The following is a 16,581-nucleotide window of genomic DNA, read 5'->3' as shown; positions in this document are numbered from 1 at the left end:
TTATTCCTCGTTCAGTCGTTCAGCGGACTTGCTCAGCAGGGCGTTTTCAGCCTGTGAATGCAGACGGAAACGCGGATGCAGCATGATCAGCAGCCATACGGTCATCGCGATGCTGAGCAATCCGGCCCAAAACATAGCGATCCCGAAACCGTCGGCGAAGGCGCTGTGCGTCAGATCTTGCAGGCGATTCGCGCCCACCGCGTCCACGGCCGTCTGCTGTTGCTCTATCACCGCTACCCGGGCGATTTCGGCAGCCTGTTCCACCCCCTGCGTGTGCAACGCCGCTGTTAAAGTCGTGACCGCTTGCATGCTCATCAATGTGCCCAGCAGCGCGATGCCCAGCGTCATGCCGGTTTGTCGCAGCGCGTTCATCGTTGCCGATGCCATCCCAGATCGTTGCGGCGCGACGGTGCGCATCACCAGCGCGCTGGTCGCCGGCATCGACAACCCCATGCCGAAGCCGAGTAGCGCCAAATACAGCGCCACCAGGGGGTAAGACGAGTCGGCGTGCAGCTGCGTCAGCAACAGCAGGGCAATGCCCATCAGACCATAGCCGGCGATCATCAGCGAGTTCACACTCAGTTTGGCGGACAGGCGGCCAAAACCCGAAGCGGCCAGCGCCATGGCGAGAAACTCCGGTGCCATGCGCCAACCGGTGTCCGCGGGGCTCCAACCCTGAGCCTGTTGCAGAAATAACGAGACGAAGAAGACGCTGCTGTAAGCGGAGAATCCAAGCACGAAAGAGGCGAAGTTGTAGCCGGTAAAGTCGGCGTGACGAAATAGACTCAGTTGCAGCAAGGGGCGTTTGACCCGGGTTTCCACCCAGAGAAACAGCGCAAACAGCACCAGGGCGGCGTACAGCGGAAGGCGCGACTGCAAGCTGTGCCAGCCGAACTCACCGGCGGCAATCAGCCCATAGGTCAGCGCGCCGAGCCACAAGATGCTCAGCCCTTGCCCTAGCGGATCGAGCGCAGCGTGTTCCGGATGCGAGCTCTCTCTCAATCCCCAACCGCCCAATACCAGCGCGACGATCCCGACCGGAATGTTGATCCAGAAAATGCCCGGCCAACCAGTGGTGTGTACCAGCAGGCCGCCCAAAACCGGGCCGATCACCAACCAAAGCGCATTAACCGAGGACCAAATGCCGATCGCGCGGGTCCGCAGCTGTTCTTCCGGAAACGCGTGTGTCAGCAGGGACAGCGCACCCGGGATGACGGCTGCACCGGCGATACCCTGGATCACTCGACCGGTCAGCAGCATGCCGAGGCTGGTCGCGAATGCGCAAACGATCGAACCAACGGTAAACAGGGCGACGCCGAAGAGCCAAATGCGTTTACGGCCAAACCTGTCGCCCAGCGGGCCGGACGAAAGGATTAACGCGGAGAGACATAGGGCATAAGCGTCAACGACCCACTGCAAGCCCGACATGTCGGTTTGCAGTGATTCCAGCATCGTGGGCAGTGCCACATTGACGATGCTGATATCGAGCGACGCCATAAATGTACCCAGACAGATGGCGGCAACGAGCGAAATCCTGCGCATACCGGACATAGAGGGGCTCCTTATTGAGAGAGGGTGATAGTGAAAACTATTCTCACATTATATTATGACTGACCGTCGGTCAATGGAGTGTGAATATTGATTTCACTGCGCTAGGTCGGCTGGTCAATGGCAACAACATTGGTTACGATGGCCGCTGGATCCACACTGGACGTTGATATGAAGACAAAAGAAAAGATGAAAGAAACACAGCCTCGAACCAAACCGGCAGAAGTGCGCCTGGATGAATTGATGGATGCGGCACAGAAGCTGTTTATCGAAAAAGGATTTGAAGCGACCACCATCAGCGATATTGTCCGTGACGCCAACGTCGCCAAAGGGACGTTCTACCACTATTTTCCGTCCAAAAACGAAATGTTGTCCGCTTTACGTATACGGTTCACTAATCACTTTATCGAGAAAATTCAGCTGGCTATCGATGAATGTGCACAAGATGACTGGTTGGCGCGCCTAAGAGCCTGGTGTGATGCCGGCGTGGCGACCTATTTTGAAGGTATGGAATTGCACGATGCGCTGTATCACGATCATCATTATCATACCCGGGGCAATCAGGATCGTGATGCCGTGCTGGAACAGATCCTGACGATTTTAAACGATGGCGCCGCGGCGGGCGCCTGGAGTCTGGATAATCCGCACTTGACCGCCATCCTGATGTATCACGGCATGCACGGCGCCGTGGATGACGTCATGGTCAATCCCAACGCCGATCGTCAAGGACTGGGGGCGGCGCTGGCGCAGGAGTTCATGCGTTTGCTGGGGTGTCGCTGATCGTTCACGGCTCCGCATCGAGCGATACCCAGTAACCGGGCTGATACGGAATGGGAAGAAAACGCGCGAAAAGCTCCGCAAATGTCGCTTCGGGATCGACGCCGGCGAACAGCGACGGATGAAACCAGGTGGCCAGCCGCTCGATAGCGACGAAATTAAAGGGATGATCGTAAAACGGGTGCCAGATGGCATACGCTTTTCCGCTCTTTGCCGCGGCCAGGGTGCGATAAGCCGGGCGTCGCATCAATTTTTCCAGGCGCGTTTTTGCCAGCGCCAAATCTGCGCCGGGGCCAAGGTTGACCCAGTCACCGCTAGGTGAATAATGACTCCAGTTGCTGCCGGTCACAACGATTTTATCGGGCCGGGAAGCGATCACCGTTTCCTGGCTCAGTGAACCGTAAACGCCGTGGATATGCCTCTGGGCCAAGTTGAATCCGCCTGCGATATTCACCATTTCACCGTAGTTGCCATTTCCCCAAGACAGACAACAATCGTCGTACAACCCGGCGGCGCGCTCCATCATTACGCGTGGGCGCGGCGGAGACCGTTTTGCCAGCGTATCGAGGATCGTATCGAGATGTCGCTGACGGAAGCGAACCAAGCTGTCTGCGCTTTGCGGATTATCAAACAGCTGTCCCATGATGGCGATGCTTCTGGCGCTGTTGTTCATCAGGCCGATGCTCATATCGACAAATACCACGGGGATATTGGCCGCCGTGAGCTTAGCCATCAAACCGCTCGCTTCCAGCGCCGAGCGAGTATTCGCATTGAGCAACATGACTTCGGGCCGCAAGGCGATCAACCTTTCCAGATCGAATTGCATCTGCTGCACCCCGGCGAATGTCGGCAACTGCGCCAACTCTGGAAAATGACGCAGATACAGCCGATAGCTATCCAGGTCGGCGGTGCGAAAATTGTCTCGCCAGCCCACCAGTCTTTCCATCGGCGCGCGGGGATTAAGCGCCGCAACGGTATAAAACAGATTGCCTTCCGCCAGGAAAATACGCCGCAGGGGATAACGTAAGGTCACCGTTCGCCCGACGATATCGGTCACGGTCTGCGTATCGGCCTGCGCGCGCAGAGATCGCAACGGCGAGGAAAGCGTCAGCAAAGTGGCGACCTGCAGAAAACGCCGTCTGCGCATCAGAAATACCAACTTATCGAACCGGTGACGCTGCGTTCGATGCCGATGCTGCAGTAAGGCGCACTGGTGCAACTGGCGACATAAGATTTGTTGGTCAGGTTGTTGATGGTCAACCCCAATTCGAGGTTATACAGGCGCGGGTCCCAGGCACCCGGCGTATAGCGAACGGTCATATCGCCGAGCCAAACGGCAGGCACTTTAAAGGTGTTGGCGCCATCTCCCCAGCTGGCCCCCAGGTAGCGAGCGCCGCCGCCGATCAGCAGCCCCTGCAGCGGCCCTTTAGTAAAGCGATAGTCCAGCCACATTGAGCCGGTTTGCGCCGGAACACCGACCGGATGTCGCCCCAGGGTGTTATCGTTGGCTTGAGTCACGACGTTGTTGACCCAGGCATAGGACAGCATCAGGTTAAGGCTATCGGTCAGCGCCGCACGCGATTCCAGCTCCACGCCGCGAGAACGTACTTCACCAGTCTGGGTGTAATAGCTGGGATTGAGGGGATCGATGGTGTTCACATCGCGCTGCGTTAGTTGGTAGACCGCCAGGCTGGTCATCATTGCGCTGCCGGGCGGCTGCAGTTTCAATCCCATCTCATACTGAGTGGAATGGGTGGGTTTGAACGGTGAGCCCTGAGCGTCGGTGCCGGTCAGCGGATCGAAGGCGGTAGAGACGCTGGCCCACGGCGCCAGGCCGCTGTCGAACGGGTGGCTCAATCCGGCACGATAGCTCCAGGCGGCGTCATTGGTTTGCGTTTGGGTATGGACCAGATTGTCACTGGTACGCATACGCGACCAGTCATGACGGCCGCCCAACAGCAAATGCCATCCGCGCCAGCTGGCTTCGTCCTGCCCGTATAAACCGGTGCGGTGAAAACGTTGCGTTGTCGACGTGCGTGAAACCGTAACAGGATCGAATGAAGGGCGGTACTGACCGGACCAGGGATCGAACGTCACGGTTTGCGATCCCCACCAGTCTTTATCCAGTTTACCGGTCTGGTAGTCGATGCCGACCAACCCTTGGTGGGCGATGGCGCCGGTAGCGAATTTCACCTCGGCCTGGTTATCCATCACGATGCTGTCCGCCTGACTCGGGGAATCTTGGTAGACCGCCGTCAAAAGGCGGTTGTCCGGCGTGATGGCGCGGGTAAAATCGCGTCGCACCGCAGAGTCTACATGGGAATAGCGCAGGTTTTGCTTTAATCGCCAGCGATCGTTCAACTGCACTTCAAACAGTGAGGTCACATCATATTGCGTGCGGCTTGAGTTCTCGTGCGCCGGATCGCTGTAATTTTTATCGGTATCTATCTTGCCGCGCGCGTTGGGCAACAGCCCCAGAACCTGGGCGGGCAAGGTGTTGTAATAGCCCGACTCGGGTTCACGCAAATAGTGAGTCAGCACGGTCCAGCGCGTGCGTTCGTTGGGCTGCCAGGTGATGGCGGGGGCCAGATAGAGACGCTTCTGCCGGGTATCTTCTATCTGCGAGCCGCGCGTGGCTGCCAGGCCATCGAAACGATACAACCACTGTTCGTCATCGGTCAGTGCGCCGGTGGCATCGAGACTGAGGGAACGCGTACGGTCGTTGCCGACATCCAATTTAAGCTGATTCGACTCGGTAGCGGAAGGCCGCCGGGAAATCATATTGATTACGCCTCCGGCACCGCCCTGGCCGTATAACGAGGAGGAGGGGCCATGCAAGACTTCGACGCTTTGCAACCCCCAGGTTTCAATCTGTGGCCCCCAAATGCCGGTATTGCCGATGACGCGTAAACCATCCAGATAGTAGTCCGCCTCAAAGCCGCGCATTCTGGCGAAGTCCACGCCGCTGGAAAATGCACCGAAGCGTTCTACGGCAACGCCGGCGCTGTAGCGCAGCGCCTGACTGACCGTATCGGCTGATTGCACGTCCATTTGCTGTCGATTAACCACCGAGACGAATTGCGGCACGTCGACAAGCGGCGAACGGGTTTTGGTTGCCACCTCCGCTTGTTGGGCCGCGTAGCCCTGTGGAACGTTGCCCGAGGACGAACCGTCAGCTACCACCCATATCGACTCTTCGCCTGCCGCCAGAGTCAGGCAAGGCACCATGCCCAAAAAAAACGGGCAAAGATAAGCGTGCCGCAAATGAAATTCGTTGAATTTATTCAAAAATAATCCCTCTTCAAGTAAGAGTCTCGCTGTGGGGCGGGAGCCTGGCCATCTCAGGCAAGCGTTAAAATACCCATTGACCGACTGACGGTCAATATGAATAATTATCAATACCATTTAACGATTGGATAACATTATGAAGACTCTGGATGATTTATTGGCGCTGTTAGCGGAGGTGGGCGTACCTGAAGACGTACTGCAAGCGGCGGATGGCAGCTGGCAACTGCGCCAGGATTTAGCGCTCAGTTCGGCGGAAACCGTGGCGTTGCAGGCTCTGTTGAAGGCCCGCCGCGTCGATGCGCCCTCGCTGTGGGGAGGACAAGACTATTCATTAGATCAGCTTATTTCTGAAATGTTATAAGCAACTATGAAAAAAACATTGTTTATAACCTTATGTTTAAAAACAAATTTACGGCAAAATGGCCCGCATGAAACATAAGATATACAAATAATTAACCCCAAAGTAATTGACTGACGGTCGGTCGTAGTGTTTGATGGCGACCAGAAAATGAAGTGTTTTTGAGTCCATTTTGCTTTTCATTGTGAGCCAATACAGAAGTAACGGCGCCGCCTGACAGAGGTGCCGAAAGCTGTTTGTTTAACGAATTGTGATTGAGAAAGATAACAGTCAAACAGTGAGTTAACTCATTATGGAGTCGCTATGGTTAGTGTTGGGGATTCAATCAATCAACGTTTATTAAAGGCCCTTCAACAACATGGACAGCGCCCGGCGCTTTTTGAACGCGGGGAGATTTACAGTTACGACTGGCTGAACGGTGCGGTCGCTTCAGCCGCCTTGAAGTTGCGCCAATTAGGCGTGCAAAAAGGCGATCGGATCGCGTATCAATTGCGCAATACCCGTGAAGCGGTTGTCGTCATGCTCTCTTCGTTGATGCTCGGTGCGATCCCGGTGCCGATATTACCTTCTTATCGTGAAAAAGAGCTAAGGCACATTCTGCATCTGACCGCGCCGAAAGTATTTGCCTTGCAGCGCGGTTCCCGTCGCTATAACCCACTTGCCGCTCTGCAGACGCTGTTGACGGAAGGTCTCAATATCGATGTGATACTGGTCGAAGATTACGACGACGCCGGGCACGATACTCGCTACCTGAACTTACAACAGTTCTGTTCACCCCTGGTGCCTTCGCCGCCACTTCACGCCGTCACCATGACGCAGTCGGATACCGCCGTCATGTTGCTTTCGAGCGGCACCACCGGTTTGCCCAAGGCGATCGCCCGCAAGAATGGCGGTTACAGTTATATGATCGAATGCGGCTGTGACGTGTTTGCTCTGGACAGCCAGTCGGTCTATTTCGCTGCGATGCCGGTTTCACATGGATTCGTCATCAATTGCCCCGGCATACTGGGTACGCTTTCTCGCGGCGGCGCTGTGGCGCTCGCCGATGCGCCCTCGGCGGAAACGGCGTTGGACGCGATCGAGCGATGCGGCGTGACGCATACCACGCTGGTGCCTGCGCTGCTGTCGCAATGGAGCGAACTGCAGCAAAAAACGCCGCGCAACCTGGCAACGTTGTGGCATGTCCAGGTGGGAGGGGCCAGAGTGACGCCAGAGCTGGCGGCCTCCTCGTCCCGCAGTCTCGGCATTACCCTGCAGCAATGTTATGGCATGAGCGAAGGGCTACTGTGTTTTAACGCGGTTGACGATGACGATGCGGTGCGGTTCAGCTCTCAGGGTCGGCCTTTGAGTCCCTATGATGAAGTGCTGATCGTCGATGAAAATGGCTGTTCTTTGCCCGTGGGTAAATCAGGTGAACTGATCACCCGCGGCCCTTATACGCTCACCGAATACTACCAAAATCCCCAGGCGAATCTTGCCGCATTTACCGCTGACGGTTTTTACCGCACCGGCGATCTGGCGCATGTCGATGCCGCAGGCAATATTTTCATCGATGGGCGCGTCAACGATTCGATTAACCGCGGGGGAGAAAAATTCAGTCCGAACGAGATAGAAGAACTGGCAGAACAACATCCTGCCGTGGTGCGAGCCGCTTGCGTGGGCATGGCGGACGATCTGTACGGTGAGGTGCCGTGTCTGTTTGTCACCAGTACGGATGACACGCTAACCCTCAGCGCATTGCGCCGTTTCTTTGAGAAAGAAGGGCTGGCGGCGTTCAAGGCACCGGAAAAATTGATCGTTATCGACGCCATCCCCATGAAAGGCATCGGCAAGATAGATCGCCTGACGCTGCGCGATATGCTGCGCCAGGAGCAGTCCGTCAGAAACACGGCGGGGTTGAACTCATGACGCAATTGCGCACTTCTCTCGGCTGCGCGGTGAGACTCAGCCGCCCGCGCAGTTCGCCGGTCACCAAACAATTGGTGGTCTTTCCGCATGCCGGCGGCGGCGTTGCGTTCTACCAGCACTGGCGAGAGCTGCTGCCGGACGAGGTGGATCTGTTCATCATGCAATATCCCGGCCGGGAAGAAGCGCAAAGCGCGCCGGCCTGGGAAACGGCTCAGTACGCCATTGCGCGCTGCGTCGATGCGCTGCATGCCTCGCTGGGCATCGCACCGGCGGTGATTTTCGGTCACAGCATGGGCACGCTGCTTGCCCTGCAGGTTGCCGCGGCGCTGCAAACGTCGCGCTTTCGCATCGACACCGTTTTGTCGGCCCAGCGCGCGCCGTCAGAACTGAAATTACTCCAGCAGGAAAGCCAGCGACAAAAAGTGTTGGACCACATCCTGGCATTCAGTGAAAGCAGCGGCGCGTTGACGCTGGATGCGCTCACTCGCCCGCTTGTCACCCGATTGATACAGCAAGACCTACGGCTGCTGGGCGAACTCAGCGCAGAACCGTTGCCCGGCCTGCAGCCGCGCATTTGGGGCGGCGACGACGACCCGTTGGTTAGCCGCTCCGCGCTGTCGCAGTGGAAAAAAGAACTCCCTGGCAGCCAGGTTCAACTCCTTACGGGCGATCACTTTTATTTCATGCAGGATACCGCTGCATTTCTCCGCCGGCTGCTTCAGTAACGCTGGCTTATTTGTCAACCTATGGCTTTAAAGGAACCTCTGATGAATTTTGAGCTGTTTAACCCACAGGATTGCGCACCGGATACGGAGAAAGCCTTTACTCTGTTCCCCCAGTTGAAAAAATTCTATGCGGCGTTAGGTAACACCCCGCTGGTTGAAGTGCCCTCGCCAAAGGGGAAGGCGTCGATTTACGCCAAGTTTGAGTTTGAAAATCCGTTTGGCTCGGTGAAGGATCGCACCGCATTCGGCCTGTTTTGCGATGCCATCAATCAACACGATTTCGCCGCCGGCGAATTGAAATTGCTCGATTCCTCGGGGGGCAATATGGCGAAAGCGCTGGCTAAGCTCGGCAACATGTGCGGGATAGCGGTGCAGGTGGTGATCCCGGATTCATCCCCGCAACCGTTGATCGACACGCTGAAGGGGGACAACGCCGTCGTTACCCTGGTCGATCGCAATCAGTTCCTGCTCGGCGTCATTGCACGCAGCCAGCAGATTGCGCATGAAGATGGGAGTTGGACGCTGTTATCCCAGCATCTCAACCTGGTTAATACCGCCGTACATCAGCATGCGACGGGCGCGGAGATCCGTCGGCAGTTGAACGGCGAGCGTGTCGATGGTTGGGTGTCCGCGGTAGGGACTGGAGGCACACTGTCTGGCGTTGCGGCGGCGCTACGTCAGGATAACCCACAGCTGATCGTGTGGGGCAGCACGCCGCGCGAACTGCCTTACGGTACGTTGTCCGCCCCGAACGGAGAACCGAAGTTCGCCGGTGCCGGCGGGTTGGGATTTGGTTTTCGCCAGCCTTTCATCAGTAAGCTGATGCAGCAAGAACCGCCTTTCAATCCGGTTTCTTATCGGGAAGCACTCAGTGCGATGCATGAGTTCCATCAACTGACCGGCGTCAAAATCGGTGCCTCCTCCGCCGCCAACTGGAAAACGGCCTGTAAGCTGGCTGAAACGTTGAGTGCAGATCAACGCATTGTCACGCTTTTTGCCGACGCGGGTTCCGATATCGACCGAGAAAAAGGGCGTGAGTGGTTCAAACAATCTGAAGCCTTATCGGTTTAACAACACCTCAAAGGAATATTTTATGGAAATTATACAGGGCAATAATAATGTATTGTCTGAGTTAATTACGCTTGGCGATTATGTTCGGGAATTAATCGGTTCCGGCAAAAGCACTGCGGAAATTGAACGTGTTCTGGCATCGAAAGACGGCTATAAAAATGTCACGATCCTTTCCGTTATAGAAATGGCCAATATTACCTTCAAAGCGAAAACGAACAATGCGCCTAACGTGGGTGATGCCAATTCACACACTGACCTGCTGGTGGATCAGCAAGGGCGTGATATCGGCACGATGAAGGGCCAGGGGTGGAAAATCGCGTCACTGCCTGACGACAGCGTGATTTCCTGGTATCACGAAACCGCTGAAACGCCGCTGGGACGGATCGAAACCGCCGGCATTTGGAACTCCAGCGCCATTTGGGCAGGACAATGGCAATCGCTGTTCGCTGCCGGCGTTAGCGGGGATGTCATGGGGAAAATCGGCGTTCGTCAGCTTTATCAGGATATTCCGCGAGAAAAATATCTGACGCTGATCGTTCTGTTGCCGTTGGATCAGATTAAAAGCTTAATTAAAAAATAATTCTACCAAACACACACAATATCCATTGCGAGGGATAGGTATGCACACGTCAGTACACTGGGATGTCATTATTATCGGTGCTGGCCCCATAGGGCTGGCCGCCGCGTGGAATTATGCGCGTGAACATCAGGATCATAAAATTTTGGTGCTGGAGCAATATGCGCTATTTACGCAATTAGCGGGTACCAGCGGGGAGGAACGCCATTGGCGTTTGCAATATTCGGAATTGGAAATATTCCGCCTTACCCTGGAAGCCGACAAATTATGGCGGCAGTTGGAACAACAGGCGGACAGAAAACTGATCCACCGCATTGGCAGCCTGTGGTTCGGCGATGCGGATGTCTGGACCAATGAGGGGCAGATCCGTCAAACCATGCTGTCGATGGATGAGATGAGATTGCCCTATGAACGTCTGACGATGCGCGAAATCGAACGGCGCTACGGTTTTACCGGTCTGGACAGCAACTATGAAGGGTTCTTGCAGCAAGACGGCGGGGTAATCGATGTTAAAGGTACCCTGATGTCGCTTTACTCTCTGGCTAGCGAGGCCGGCGTGGAATTCCAGTTCCAACAATGCGTGAAGGCCGTGGAGCCGGATGCGCGGGGGGCAACGGTGCTGACGGCGCAGCATCGCTATCGCGCCCGTAAGGTGCTGGTCGCTGGCGGGCCGGGCAGCAAGAAGCTGCTGCGCCAGCTGGATATCGATCTTGCGCTTTCCACCTATGAGATGGCTTGCATCAGCATGCTGCGCAGTCAGCGTCTGGGGGCCAACGATCCCTTCTGGTTTGCTTTCCAACCGCCGGTGGAGAGCGACAGTAACCTGTTTTACGGTTTCCCGCCCAATCCGTGGTCAGTCAATGGATTTGACCGACTGGGGACCGATTTTGAAGTGGATCCGATCACCGAAGCCAATGCGCCGAGCTATCGGGCCAACCCGCAACACGTTGAGCGAGCGCTGGAGTTTGCCCGGCGGCATATGCCGTTCCTCGAGCCGGACAAACAACATTCCGCCGCGAGCTGCCTGGCGGTGTTGCCTACCGATCCGGCGCGTCAATTCTATCTCGACAGCGCCAAGGGCCGCTGCCACGGCGGCGAGCATCTGGTGGTGTCGGCAGGTGGATGGGCATTCAAGTTTACCCCTCTGATGGGGCAAATTTGCGCCGATCTGCTGGCGGAACGAGAACCTCGGTGGGACATCAGCGCATTGCGCTTCTAATCGGAGAACCTCTATGCAGCAGGTGAACAGCAATGACCGGGATATCGCCTTGGTGGGCATGGCCTGCCGCTTCCCGGGCGCCGAGGACGTGGAAAGCTGGTGGCATAACTTGATCAACGGCGTCGAATCGCTGGTTCGCGTCGACAACGAGCAACTTGACTCGGCCGACGCGGGCTATATTCCCGTCGCCGCACCGGTAGCCGGCGACATATCCCGCTTCGACGCGGGATTCTTCGGCCTGAGTGCGCGCGAAGCGCTGCTGATGGATCCCCAGCATCGGCTCTTTTTAGAGTGCGCCTGGCACGCTCTGGAAAACGCCGGAGTAACGCCGGGTGAGCTTGACGATACGGGCTTGTTTGCCGGCTGTAGCAGTTCCGATTATTTACGTCAGGCACAGGGCTCTGCGTTGCTCGACAAACTCAACCCTTCGCCGTTCGAGCGGCAAATCGCGAGCGATAAAGATTACCTCACCAGCCGAGTGGCCTGGCACCTAGGCATCGGGGGGCCGGTGTGTAATGTACAGGCTGCTTGTGCCACTTCGCTGGTGGCGGTTTACGAAGCGGTTCACGCGTTGCGCAGTGGCCGTTGCAATATGGCTATGGCCGGCGCTTGTACCCTCAGGCTCCCGCAACATGAAGGATATTTCGCGCAGCAAGGCATGGTGTTTTCCACCGATGGGCACTGTCGGCCGTTTTCTGCAGATGCCAGCGGCACGGTGTTCGGCAGCGGCGTCGGCATTGTCGTGCTGAAACGGCTGTCTGACGCACAGGCGGCCGGTGACGACATCATTGCGGTGATCAAAGGCGTAGCGATGAACAATGACGGCGCGCGCAAAGTCAGTTTTACCACCACCAGTTTGCACGGCCAGCAACGCCTGCTGCGCCAAGCTATGGACGATGCCCGCCTGGCACCGGAAGATTTTCGCGCCGTCGAAGCGCACGGCACGGGAACGTTGGCCGGGGATCCCATCGAATTTGAGGCGCTGAACGGCGTTTTCCGCGAGCGGACGACGCACCGGGCTTTCTGCGCCATCGGTGCAGTCAAGGCTAACGTCGGGCACCTGGAAACCTGCGCCGGCATGGCGGGACTGATCAAGGCCGCGCTGCAAATCAAACACGGTTGGCTCACGCCGCAGATCAACTTTGACTCGCCGAACCCGGAAATGGCGTTGGCGGATAGCCCGTTTGAGTTTCTCTGTTCCGCTCAACGTTGGGATCGCGACGATCCACGCAACGCCATCGGCGTTAGCGCCTTCGGCATCGGCGGTACCAATGCGCATGTCGTGCTGGCAAGGCCGCCGAAAACGCCTCAAATGCGGGCGGCGATAGCGCCGTTGGCGACTGTCGTGCCGATCAGTGCGCAATCGGAGCAGGCCTGGCATCGCTTGGTCAAACGTTATCAACAGCGGCCATGCGGCGAGAACGACGAACGCCTGGCCTGGAGCGCACAAAGTGGAAGAAAGTCGCTGCGTTATCGCGGCACTCTGCATATCGGCGAGCAGGGCGTGTTGAGCATGAAAGAAAGCATGGTGGATACGGGAAAAGGGCGTTTGTCGGTGGTTTTCCAATTTCCCGGGCAGGGAAGCCAGTTTATCGGTATGGCCAGCGAACTGATGGCGCAGGATGCGACATTCAAAACGCTGATGAATGACAAGCTGCAGATATTGCAAACACAGGCTGCACTGGATCTCTCCCCGTTGTTTACCGGCCAGGCGGCCCCCGAAACAATTAACAACACGGCCTTGACGCAGCCGGCCCTGATCGCCGTCGAGATCGCCGTGGCCGAACTGTTGAAACATTACGGCGTCGAGCCGGATTGGGTCGTGGGGCACAGTTTGGGTGAGATTGCCGCCGCCTGGGCCGCCGGTGTGTTCTCGGCGCAAGACGCGTTGGTGTTCGCCGCCCGGCGCGGGCATCTGATGGCCGGGCTGCAGCCTGGTGCGATGCTGGCGGTAGAACTGAGCGCTCAGCAAGCCCAACCTTGGCTTGGCGATCGGCTGTCTCTGGCGGCGGAAAACAGTGAGAACGGCTGCGTGCTTTCTGGCCCGGTGGCGGCGATTCGCGCCTGCGAAGGACAGATGCGGGACAGAGGAGTACGTTGCAAGGTGCTGAGCGTTTCGCACGCGTTCCACTCGGCGTTGATGGATCCCATTCTTGATGAACTGGCCAGCATTGCGCCGCCGCCGCGTGAGTCGACGTCAAAGGTCCGCTACGTCTCCGCATTGCTGGCGACCGAAGTCGCTCCCGCGGCGCTCGATGCCCGCTATTGGTCACGCCATGCCCGTGAACCGGTGGATTATCACCGCGCCTTGCAACACCTACCGCGGCGCGGAAAAACGCTTTTCATCGAAGTAGGGCCGGGATCGACACTCACGGCGCTGGTCGCGCAGCTAAAATCCGCCGGCACCGTAACGGCGGTGCGCACCTTGCCGCGCCGCGACGAAGCCCAGAGCGAAACCGCCGTGTGGATCCAGGCGCTGCAAAAAATCTGGCGTGCCAGCGTCAACGTTAACTGGCGCCGCCTGTGGCAACAGCCTCCTTCCCGCATTGCATTGCCAATGTATCCCTTCGATCCGGCGCAATGGTGGTTGGGCGAGCGAGATATGCAGGGGCCGGAAGCAGGGCGAACATCGACGACGGCGGATAAACCCGATCCGCAGATGGCGCGCATCTGGCGCATTTGGGGCGACGTGACCGGCGTGAACCCTGACTCCAACCACTGCGACTTTTTTGACGCCGGCGGGCAATCGCTGATGGCATTGCGGCTGATGGCCTTGTTGGAACAAGAGTTTGGCCGGTCGGTAGGCATGGCCGATTTCCTTAAGCGGCCAACGCCGTGGGGCATAAAACAACAGTTAGACCAGGCTGGAGCATTCGAGCAAGAATCCCATTAAAACAGGATGGCAAATTATGTCAGTTAACAATGAATTGCTGAATACGCACAACCAATATCAGGTAGAAACGATCGTAATCGATGACGACACGTCATTCACTCTGGCTTACTCGTCGCAGATCAAGCTGCTGCCGGCCAATGGCGGGATCCGCTGGCGCAACTATGCGTCCCGCCAGCAGCAGGAAGAAGAGGCGATCATGCTGGCGCAGCGCATGTCGCTGAAGCATGGATTGTACAATACCGGTTTCAGCGGTGGCAAAATCGTGGTGAACAGCAAGCGTTCTCCCCAAGAACAACCGGCGGTGCTTGAAGCGATCGGCGACCTGCTCAATCGCTATGGCGGCACCATGTTTACGGGATGCGATATCAATACTGGCAATCGAGAGATGGACTATTTGCGGCAGTTTACGCCATGGATCCTGAATGCCATGGACAGCCCGCAAGTCGACACGTCGGTGGCGACGGGCTACGGCGTCTGGAGCTCGATGAAAAAGGTGTTGACGCTGCGGCTCAATCATTTGCCGCGGGCCCGCATTGCTATTCACGGCATGGGTAAAGTCGGGGCGGAAGTGGCGAAACAAAGCCTGCTGTTCGGTTGCGAAGTGACGGCGTATGACATCAATCCTGCGGCGCAGTTCCCGCCTGGGGTCCGCCGCGTCAGTGAAGACGAACTCTGGGCGCAATCCAGCGAGGTGCTTTGCATCGCGTCCTTGTCCAACATATTAAATGCGCAGAACGTTGAACAACTGAATACGCGTTGGGTGATTAGCAGCGCCAATTCGCCGTTCAGTACGCCGCAGGCAGAACAGCGGCTGCTGGCGCGCGGCATCCACTATCTGCCGGACTATGTCAGTAATGCCGGCGCGGTGATCTGCGACAGCATCGAAATGGCGTTCACCGACCGGTATAACCAAATGAATCAGGAACAGGTCAATGCCTATGTGCATTCCGTGATTGGCGCCAAGACCGAGGAGTTGCTGCAGCGTGCTCAACTGCTCAATTGCGATGTCGGGCAATTGTTGCAACCGATCAAATCCGCCGCCATGGTGGCGTAACAATGGGCCGGGAAGCCTGCGCTTTCCCGGCCTTAGCTGTTTAACGGGCATAAATTCATGATCATCGTAAAAGACGCTTTGCGGAGCAAAGTGGAAACCGAGTCACAGGGGCACCGCACCGTGCTGTATACAGCAAGTGGTCAACCCAGTTATATGCATGTGATCTCTCGCTTTACGCTGCAAGAGGTCACATCAGGGTTAGGAAAGGCGGTTCATCCTGCCTTTATCGTCAACGGCCAACTTAAAGACGCCTTTTTTTATGGCTGTTATCCGGGAACTCTGGTCGATGGAGAACTGGTCAGCCAACCCGATACGGCTCCGGCGAGCTGGCACGATCTGGCCACATTTCGTCGGGCGGTGGCGCGCAACGGCGCCGGATGGCATATTGGCACCAATGCGGAATGGGCCGCGCTGATGTTCTGGTGCCGCCATCAAGGATGGCCGGAGTTGGGCAATACCGAGAGTGGCCGGTCGCATCACGATCGCCGTCAGTATGGTAAACGATGCGACGGCGGTGCCGTGGGCGATGGACAGGGCGATCCGACAACCTTTACCGCATCCGGCCCGGGAGCCTGGTATCACGACGGTACGCCGTACGGCATCGGCGATCTGTGCGGTAATTTGTGGGAATGGCAGCACGGGCTGAAATTGGTCGCGGGGGAAATTCTGCTCTTGCCGGATAATGACGCCGCAATGCCAATGACCGACGATGAAGACGAACGCTGGCGCGCGGTCGACCTGGCGACAGGGGCATGGGTGCTGCCCGGCAGTGGAGGGACGGCTAAATTCGATGCAGTCGCACCCATTCGTACAGGCAATGCCGGCGCGCCGCTTATTACCGACTCTATTCAGCATTTTAACGGCGATCCGCAGGATAACGGATATCCGCCTGGATTGATGGACGATGCGTTCGATCGTATTCGCATGGCAAGCGGGGCACCGTTACCGGATGTGTTGAAAATTCTTGGCATTGTCCCTCATCACCGGTGTGCGGACGGCGATCAGGTTTATCTGCGTAATTACGGTGAACGCATTCTGATGCGCGGCGGTGCCTGGTATTCCGGCGCCGCCGCCGGACTGAGGACGCTGTGCCTGAGCCATGGTGCGGGGCACGCTAGTGCTACGGTCGGCGCCCGGCCGGTATGGTGTTTGTAAGCTGTTGG

Annotated in this window: 13 protein-coding genes; 10 read left to right on the top strand and 3 right to left on the bottom strand. The window is 57.2% G+C overall.

Features of this window, described 5'->3' with window-relative positions; all coding sequences use genetic code 11:
* The gene (locus tag ACJ8J5_RS05985) at positions 1 to 1,551 is read right to left on the bottom strand and encodes an MFS transporter (RefSeq protein ID WP_442520473.1); all 1,551 of its coding nucleotides are present in this window, start codon (positions 1,549 to 1,551) and stop codon (positions 1 to 3) included.
* A gap of 117 nt (positions 1,552 to 1,668) precedes the next feature.
* On the opposite strand from ACJ8J5_RS05985, the gene ACJ8J5_RS05980 reads away from it, so the two are divergent.
* On the top strand, positions 1,669 to 2,328 hold the full coding sequence (locus ACJ8J5_RS05980; RefSeq protein WP_230201386.1) for a TetR/AcrR family transcriptional regulator: 660 nt from the start codon (positions 1,669 to 1,671) through the stop codon (positions 2,326 to 2,328).
* A gap of 4 nt (positions 2,329 to 2,332) precedes the next feature.
* Here ACJ8J5_RS05980 and ACJ8J5_RS05975 read toward each other — a convergent pair whose 3' ends face one another.
* Together ACJ8J5_RS05975 and ACJ8J5_RS05970 are read right to left on the bottom strand one after the other, a co-directional pair.
* Complete coding sequence (locus tag ACJ8J5_RS05975; RefSeq protein ID WP_072269830.1) at positions 2,333 to 3,472, bottom strand: ABC transporter substrate-binding protein; 1,140 nt, start codon at positions 3,470 to 3,472, stop codon at positions 2,333 to 2,335.
* Entirely contained in the window at positions 3,472 to 5,613 is a 2,142-nt protein-coding gene (locus ACJ8J5_RS05970; RefSeq protein WP_060433067.1) for a TonB-dependent siderophore receptor, read from the bottom strand. The genes ACJ8J5_RS05975 and ACJ8J5_RS05970 overlap by 1 nt, the downstream gene beginning before the upstream one ends.
* 136 nt (positions 5,614 to 5,749) lie before the next feature.
* Here ACJ8J5_RS05970 and ACJ8J5_RS05965 point away from each other — a divergent pair, with 136 nt between their 5' ends.
* The 9 genes from ACJ8J5_RS05965 to ACJ8J5_RS05925 all read left to right on the top strand — a co-directional run bounded on the left by ACJ8J5_RS05965 (position 5,750) and on the right by ACJ8J5_RS05925 (position 16,573).
* Complete coding sequence (locus ACJ8J5_RS05965) at positions 5,750 to 5,974, top strand: hypothetical protein (RefSeq protein ID WP_060433068.1); 225 nt, start codon at positions 5,750 to 5,752, stop codon at positions 5,972 to 5,974.
* A gap of 300 nt (positions 5,975 to 6,274) precedes the next feature.
* The gene (locus tag ACJ8J5_RS05960; RefSeq protein WP_414104495.1) at positions 6,275 to 7,879 is read left to right on the top strand and encodes an AMP-binding protein; all 1,605 of its coding nucleotides are present in this window, start codon (positions 6,275 to 6,277) and stop codon (positions 7,877 to 7,879) included.
* The gene (locus ACJ8J5_RS05955) at positions 7,876 to 8,604 is read left to right on the top strand and encodes a thioesterase II family protein (protein WP_060433070.1); all 729 of its coding nucleotides are present in this window, start codon (positions 7,876 to 7,878) and stop codon (positions 8,602 to 8,604) included. Before ACJ8J5_RS05960 ends, ACJ8J5_RS05955 begins: the two co-directional genes overlap by 4 nt.
* 42 nt (positions 8,605 to 8,646) lie before the next feature.
* A complete protein-coding gene (locus tag ACJ8J5_RS05950) occupies positions 8,647 to 9,675 on the top strand; it encodes a PLP-dependent cysteine synthase family protein (protein WP_060433071.1) in 1,029 nt (342 codons plus the stop codon).
* 22 nt (positions 9,676 to 9,697) lie between these two features.
* Complete coding sequence (locus tag ACJ8J5_RS05945; RefSeq protein ID WP_060433072.1) at positions 9,698 to 10,255, top strand: allene oxide cyclase barrel-like domain-containing protein; 558 nt, start codon at positions 9,698 to 9,700, stop codon at positions 10,253 to 10,255.
* Positions 10,256 to 10,295: 40 nt separating this feature from the next.
* The gene (locus tag ACJ8J5_RS05940; protein WP_060433073.1) at positions 10,296 to 11,471 is read left to right on the top strand and encodes an NAD(P)/FAD-dependent oxidoreductase; all 1,176 of its coding nucleotides are present in this window, start codon (positions 10,296 to 10,298) and stop codon (positions 11,469 to 11,471) included.
* Positions 11,472 to 11,484: 13 nt separating this feature from the next.
* Positions 11,485 to 14,364 (top strand): type I polyketide synthase, encoded by a 2,880-nt coding sequence (locus tag ACJ8J5_RS05935; protein ID WP_060433074.1) that lies wholly within the window; start codon positions 11,485 to 11,487, stop codon positions 14,362 to 14,364.
* Positions 14,365 to 14,380: 16 nt separating this feature from the next.
* Positions 14,381 to 15,418 (top strand): NAD(P)-dependent oxidoreductase, encoded by a 1,038-nt coding sequence (locus tag ACJ8J5_RS05930; RefSeq protein ID WP_060433075.1) that lies wholly within the window; start codon positions 14,381 to 14,383, stop codon positions 15,416 to 15,418.
* Positions 15,419 to 15,475: 57 nt separating this feature from the next.
* A complete protein-coding gene (locus ACJ8J5_RS05925) occupies positions 15,476 to 16,573 on the top strand; it encodes a hypothetical protein (protein WP_414104494.1) in 1,098 nt (365 codons plus the stop codon).
* Positions 16,574 to 16,581 lie beyond the last annotated feature (8 nt).

The sequence above is a fragment of the Serratia sp. CY43202 genome, assembly GCF_052168755.1.
GTDB classification, from domain to species: domain Bacteria; phylum Pseudomonadota; class Gammaproteobacteria; order Enterobacterales; family Enterobacteriaceae; genus Serratia; species Serratia bockelmannii.
Note: the sequence above shows the minus strand (reverse complement) of the source record. Positions and strands in the feature narration are given on the sequence as shown.

What these genes read in the sequence shown, in the direction of transcription:
- ACJ8J5_RS05940 (WP_060433073.1), top strand. Translation starts at nt 10,296, where the DNA reads ATGCACACGTCAGTACACTGGGATGTCATTATTATCGGTGCTGGCCCC.
- ACJ8J5_RS05945 (WP_060433072.1), top strand. Translation starts at nt 9,698, where the DNA reads ATGGAAATTATACAGGGCAATAATAATGTATTGTCTGAGTTAATTACG.
- ACJ8J5_RS05925 (WP_414104494.1), top strand. Translation starts at nt 15,476, where the DNA reads ATGATCATCGTAAAAGACGCTTTGCGGAGCAAAGTGGAAACCGAGTCA.
- ACJ8J5_RS05935 (WP_060433074.1), top strand. Translation starts at nt 11,485, where the DNA reads ATGCAGCAGGTGAACAGCAATGACCGGGATATCGCCTTGGTGGGCATG.
- ACJ8J5_RS05975 (WP_072269830.1), bottom strand. Translation starts at nt 3,472, where the DNA reads ATGCGCAGACGGCGTTTTCTGCAGGTCGCCACTTTGCTGACGCTTTCC.
- ACJ8J5_RS05955 (WP_060433070.1), top strand. Translation starts at nt 7,876, where the DNA reads ATGACGCAATTGCGCACTTCTCTCGGCTGCGCGGTGAGACTCAGCCGC.
- ACJ8J5_RS05930 (WP_060433075.1), top strand. Translation starts at nt 14,381, where the DNA reads ATGTCAGTTAACAATGAATTGCTGAATACGCACAACCAATATCAGGTA.
- ACJ8J5_RS05950 (WP_060433071.1), top strand. Translation starts at nt 8,647, where the DNA reads ATGAATTTTGAGCTGTTTAACCCACAGGATTGCGCACCGGATACGGAG.
- ACJ8J5_RS05965 (WP_060433068.1), top strand. Translation starts at nt 5,750, where the DNA reads ATGAAGACTCTGGATGATTTATTGGCGCTGTTAGCGGAGGTGGGCGTA.
- ACJ8J5_RS05960 (WP_414104495.1), top strand. Translation starts at nt 6,275, where the DNA reads ATGGTTAGTGTTGGGGATTCAATCAATCAACGTTTATTAAAGGCCCTT.
- ACJ8J5_RS05980 (WP_230201386.1), top strand. Translation starts at nt 1,669, where the DNA reads ATGGCAACAACATTGGTTACGATGGCCGCTGGATCCACACTGGACGTT.
- ACJ8J5_RS05985 (WP_442520473.1), bottom strand. Translation starts at nt 1,551, where the DNA reads ATGTCCGGTATGCGCAGGATTTCGCTCGTTGCCGCCATCTGTCTGGGT.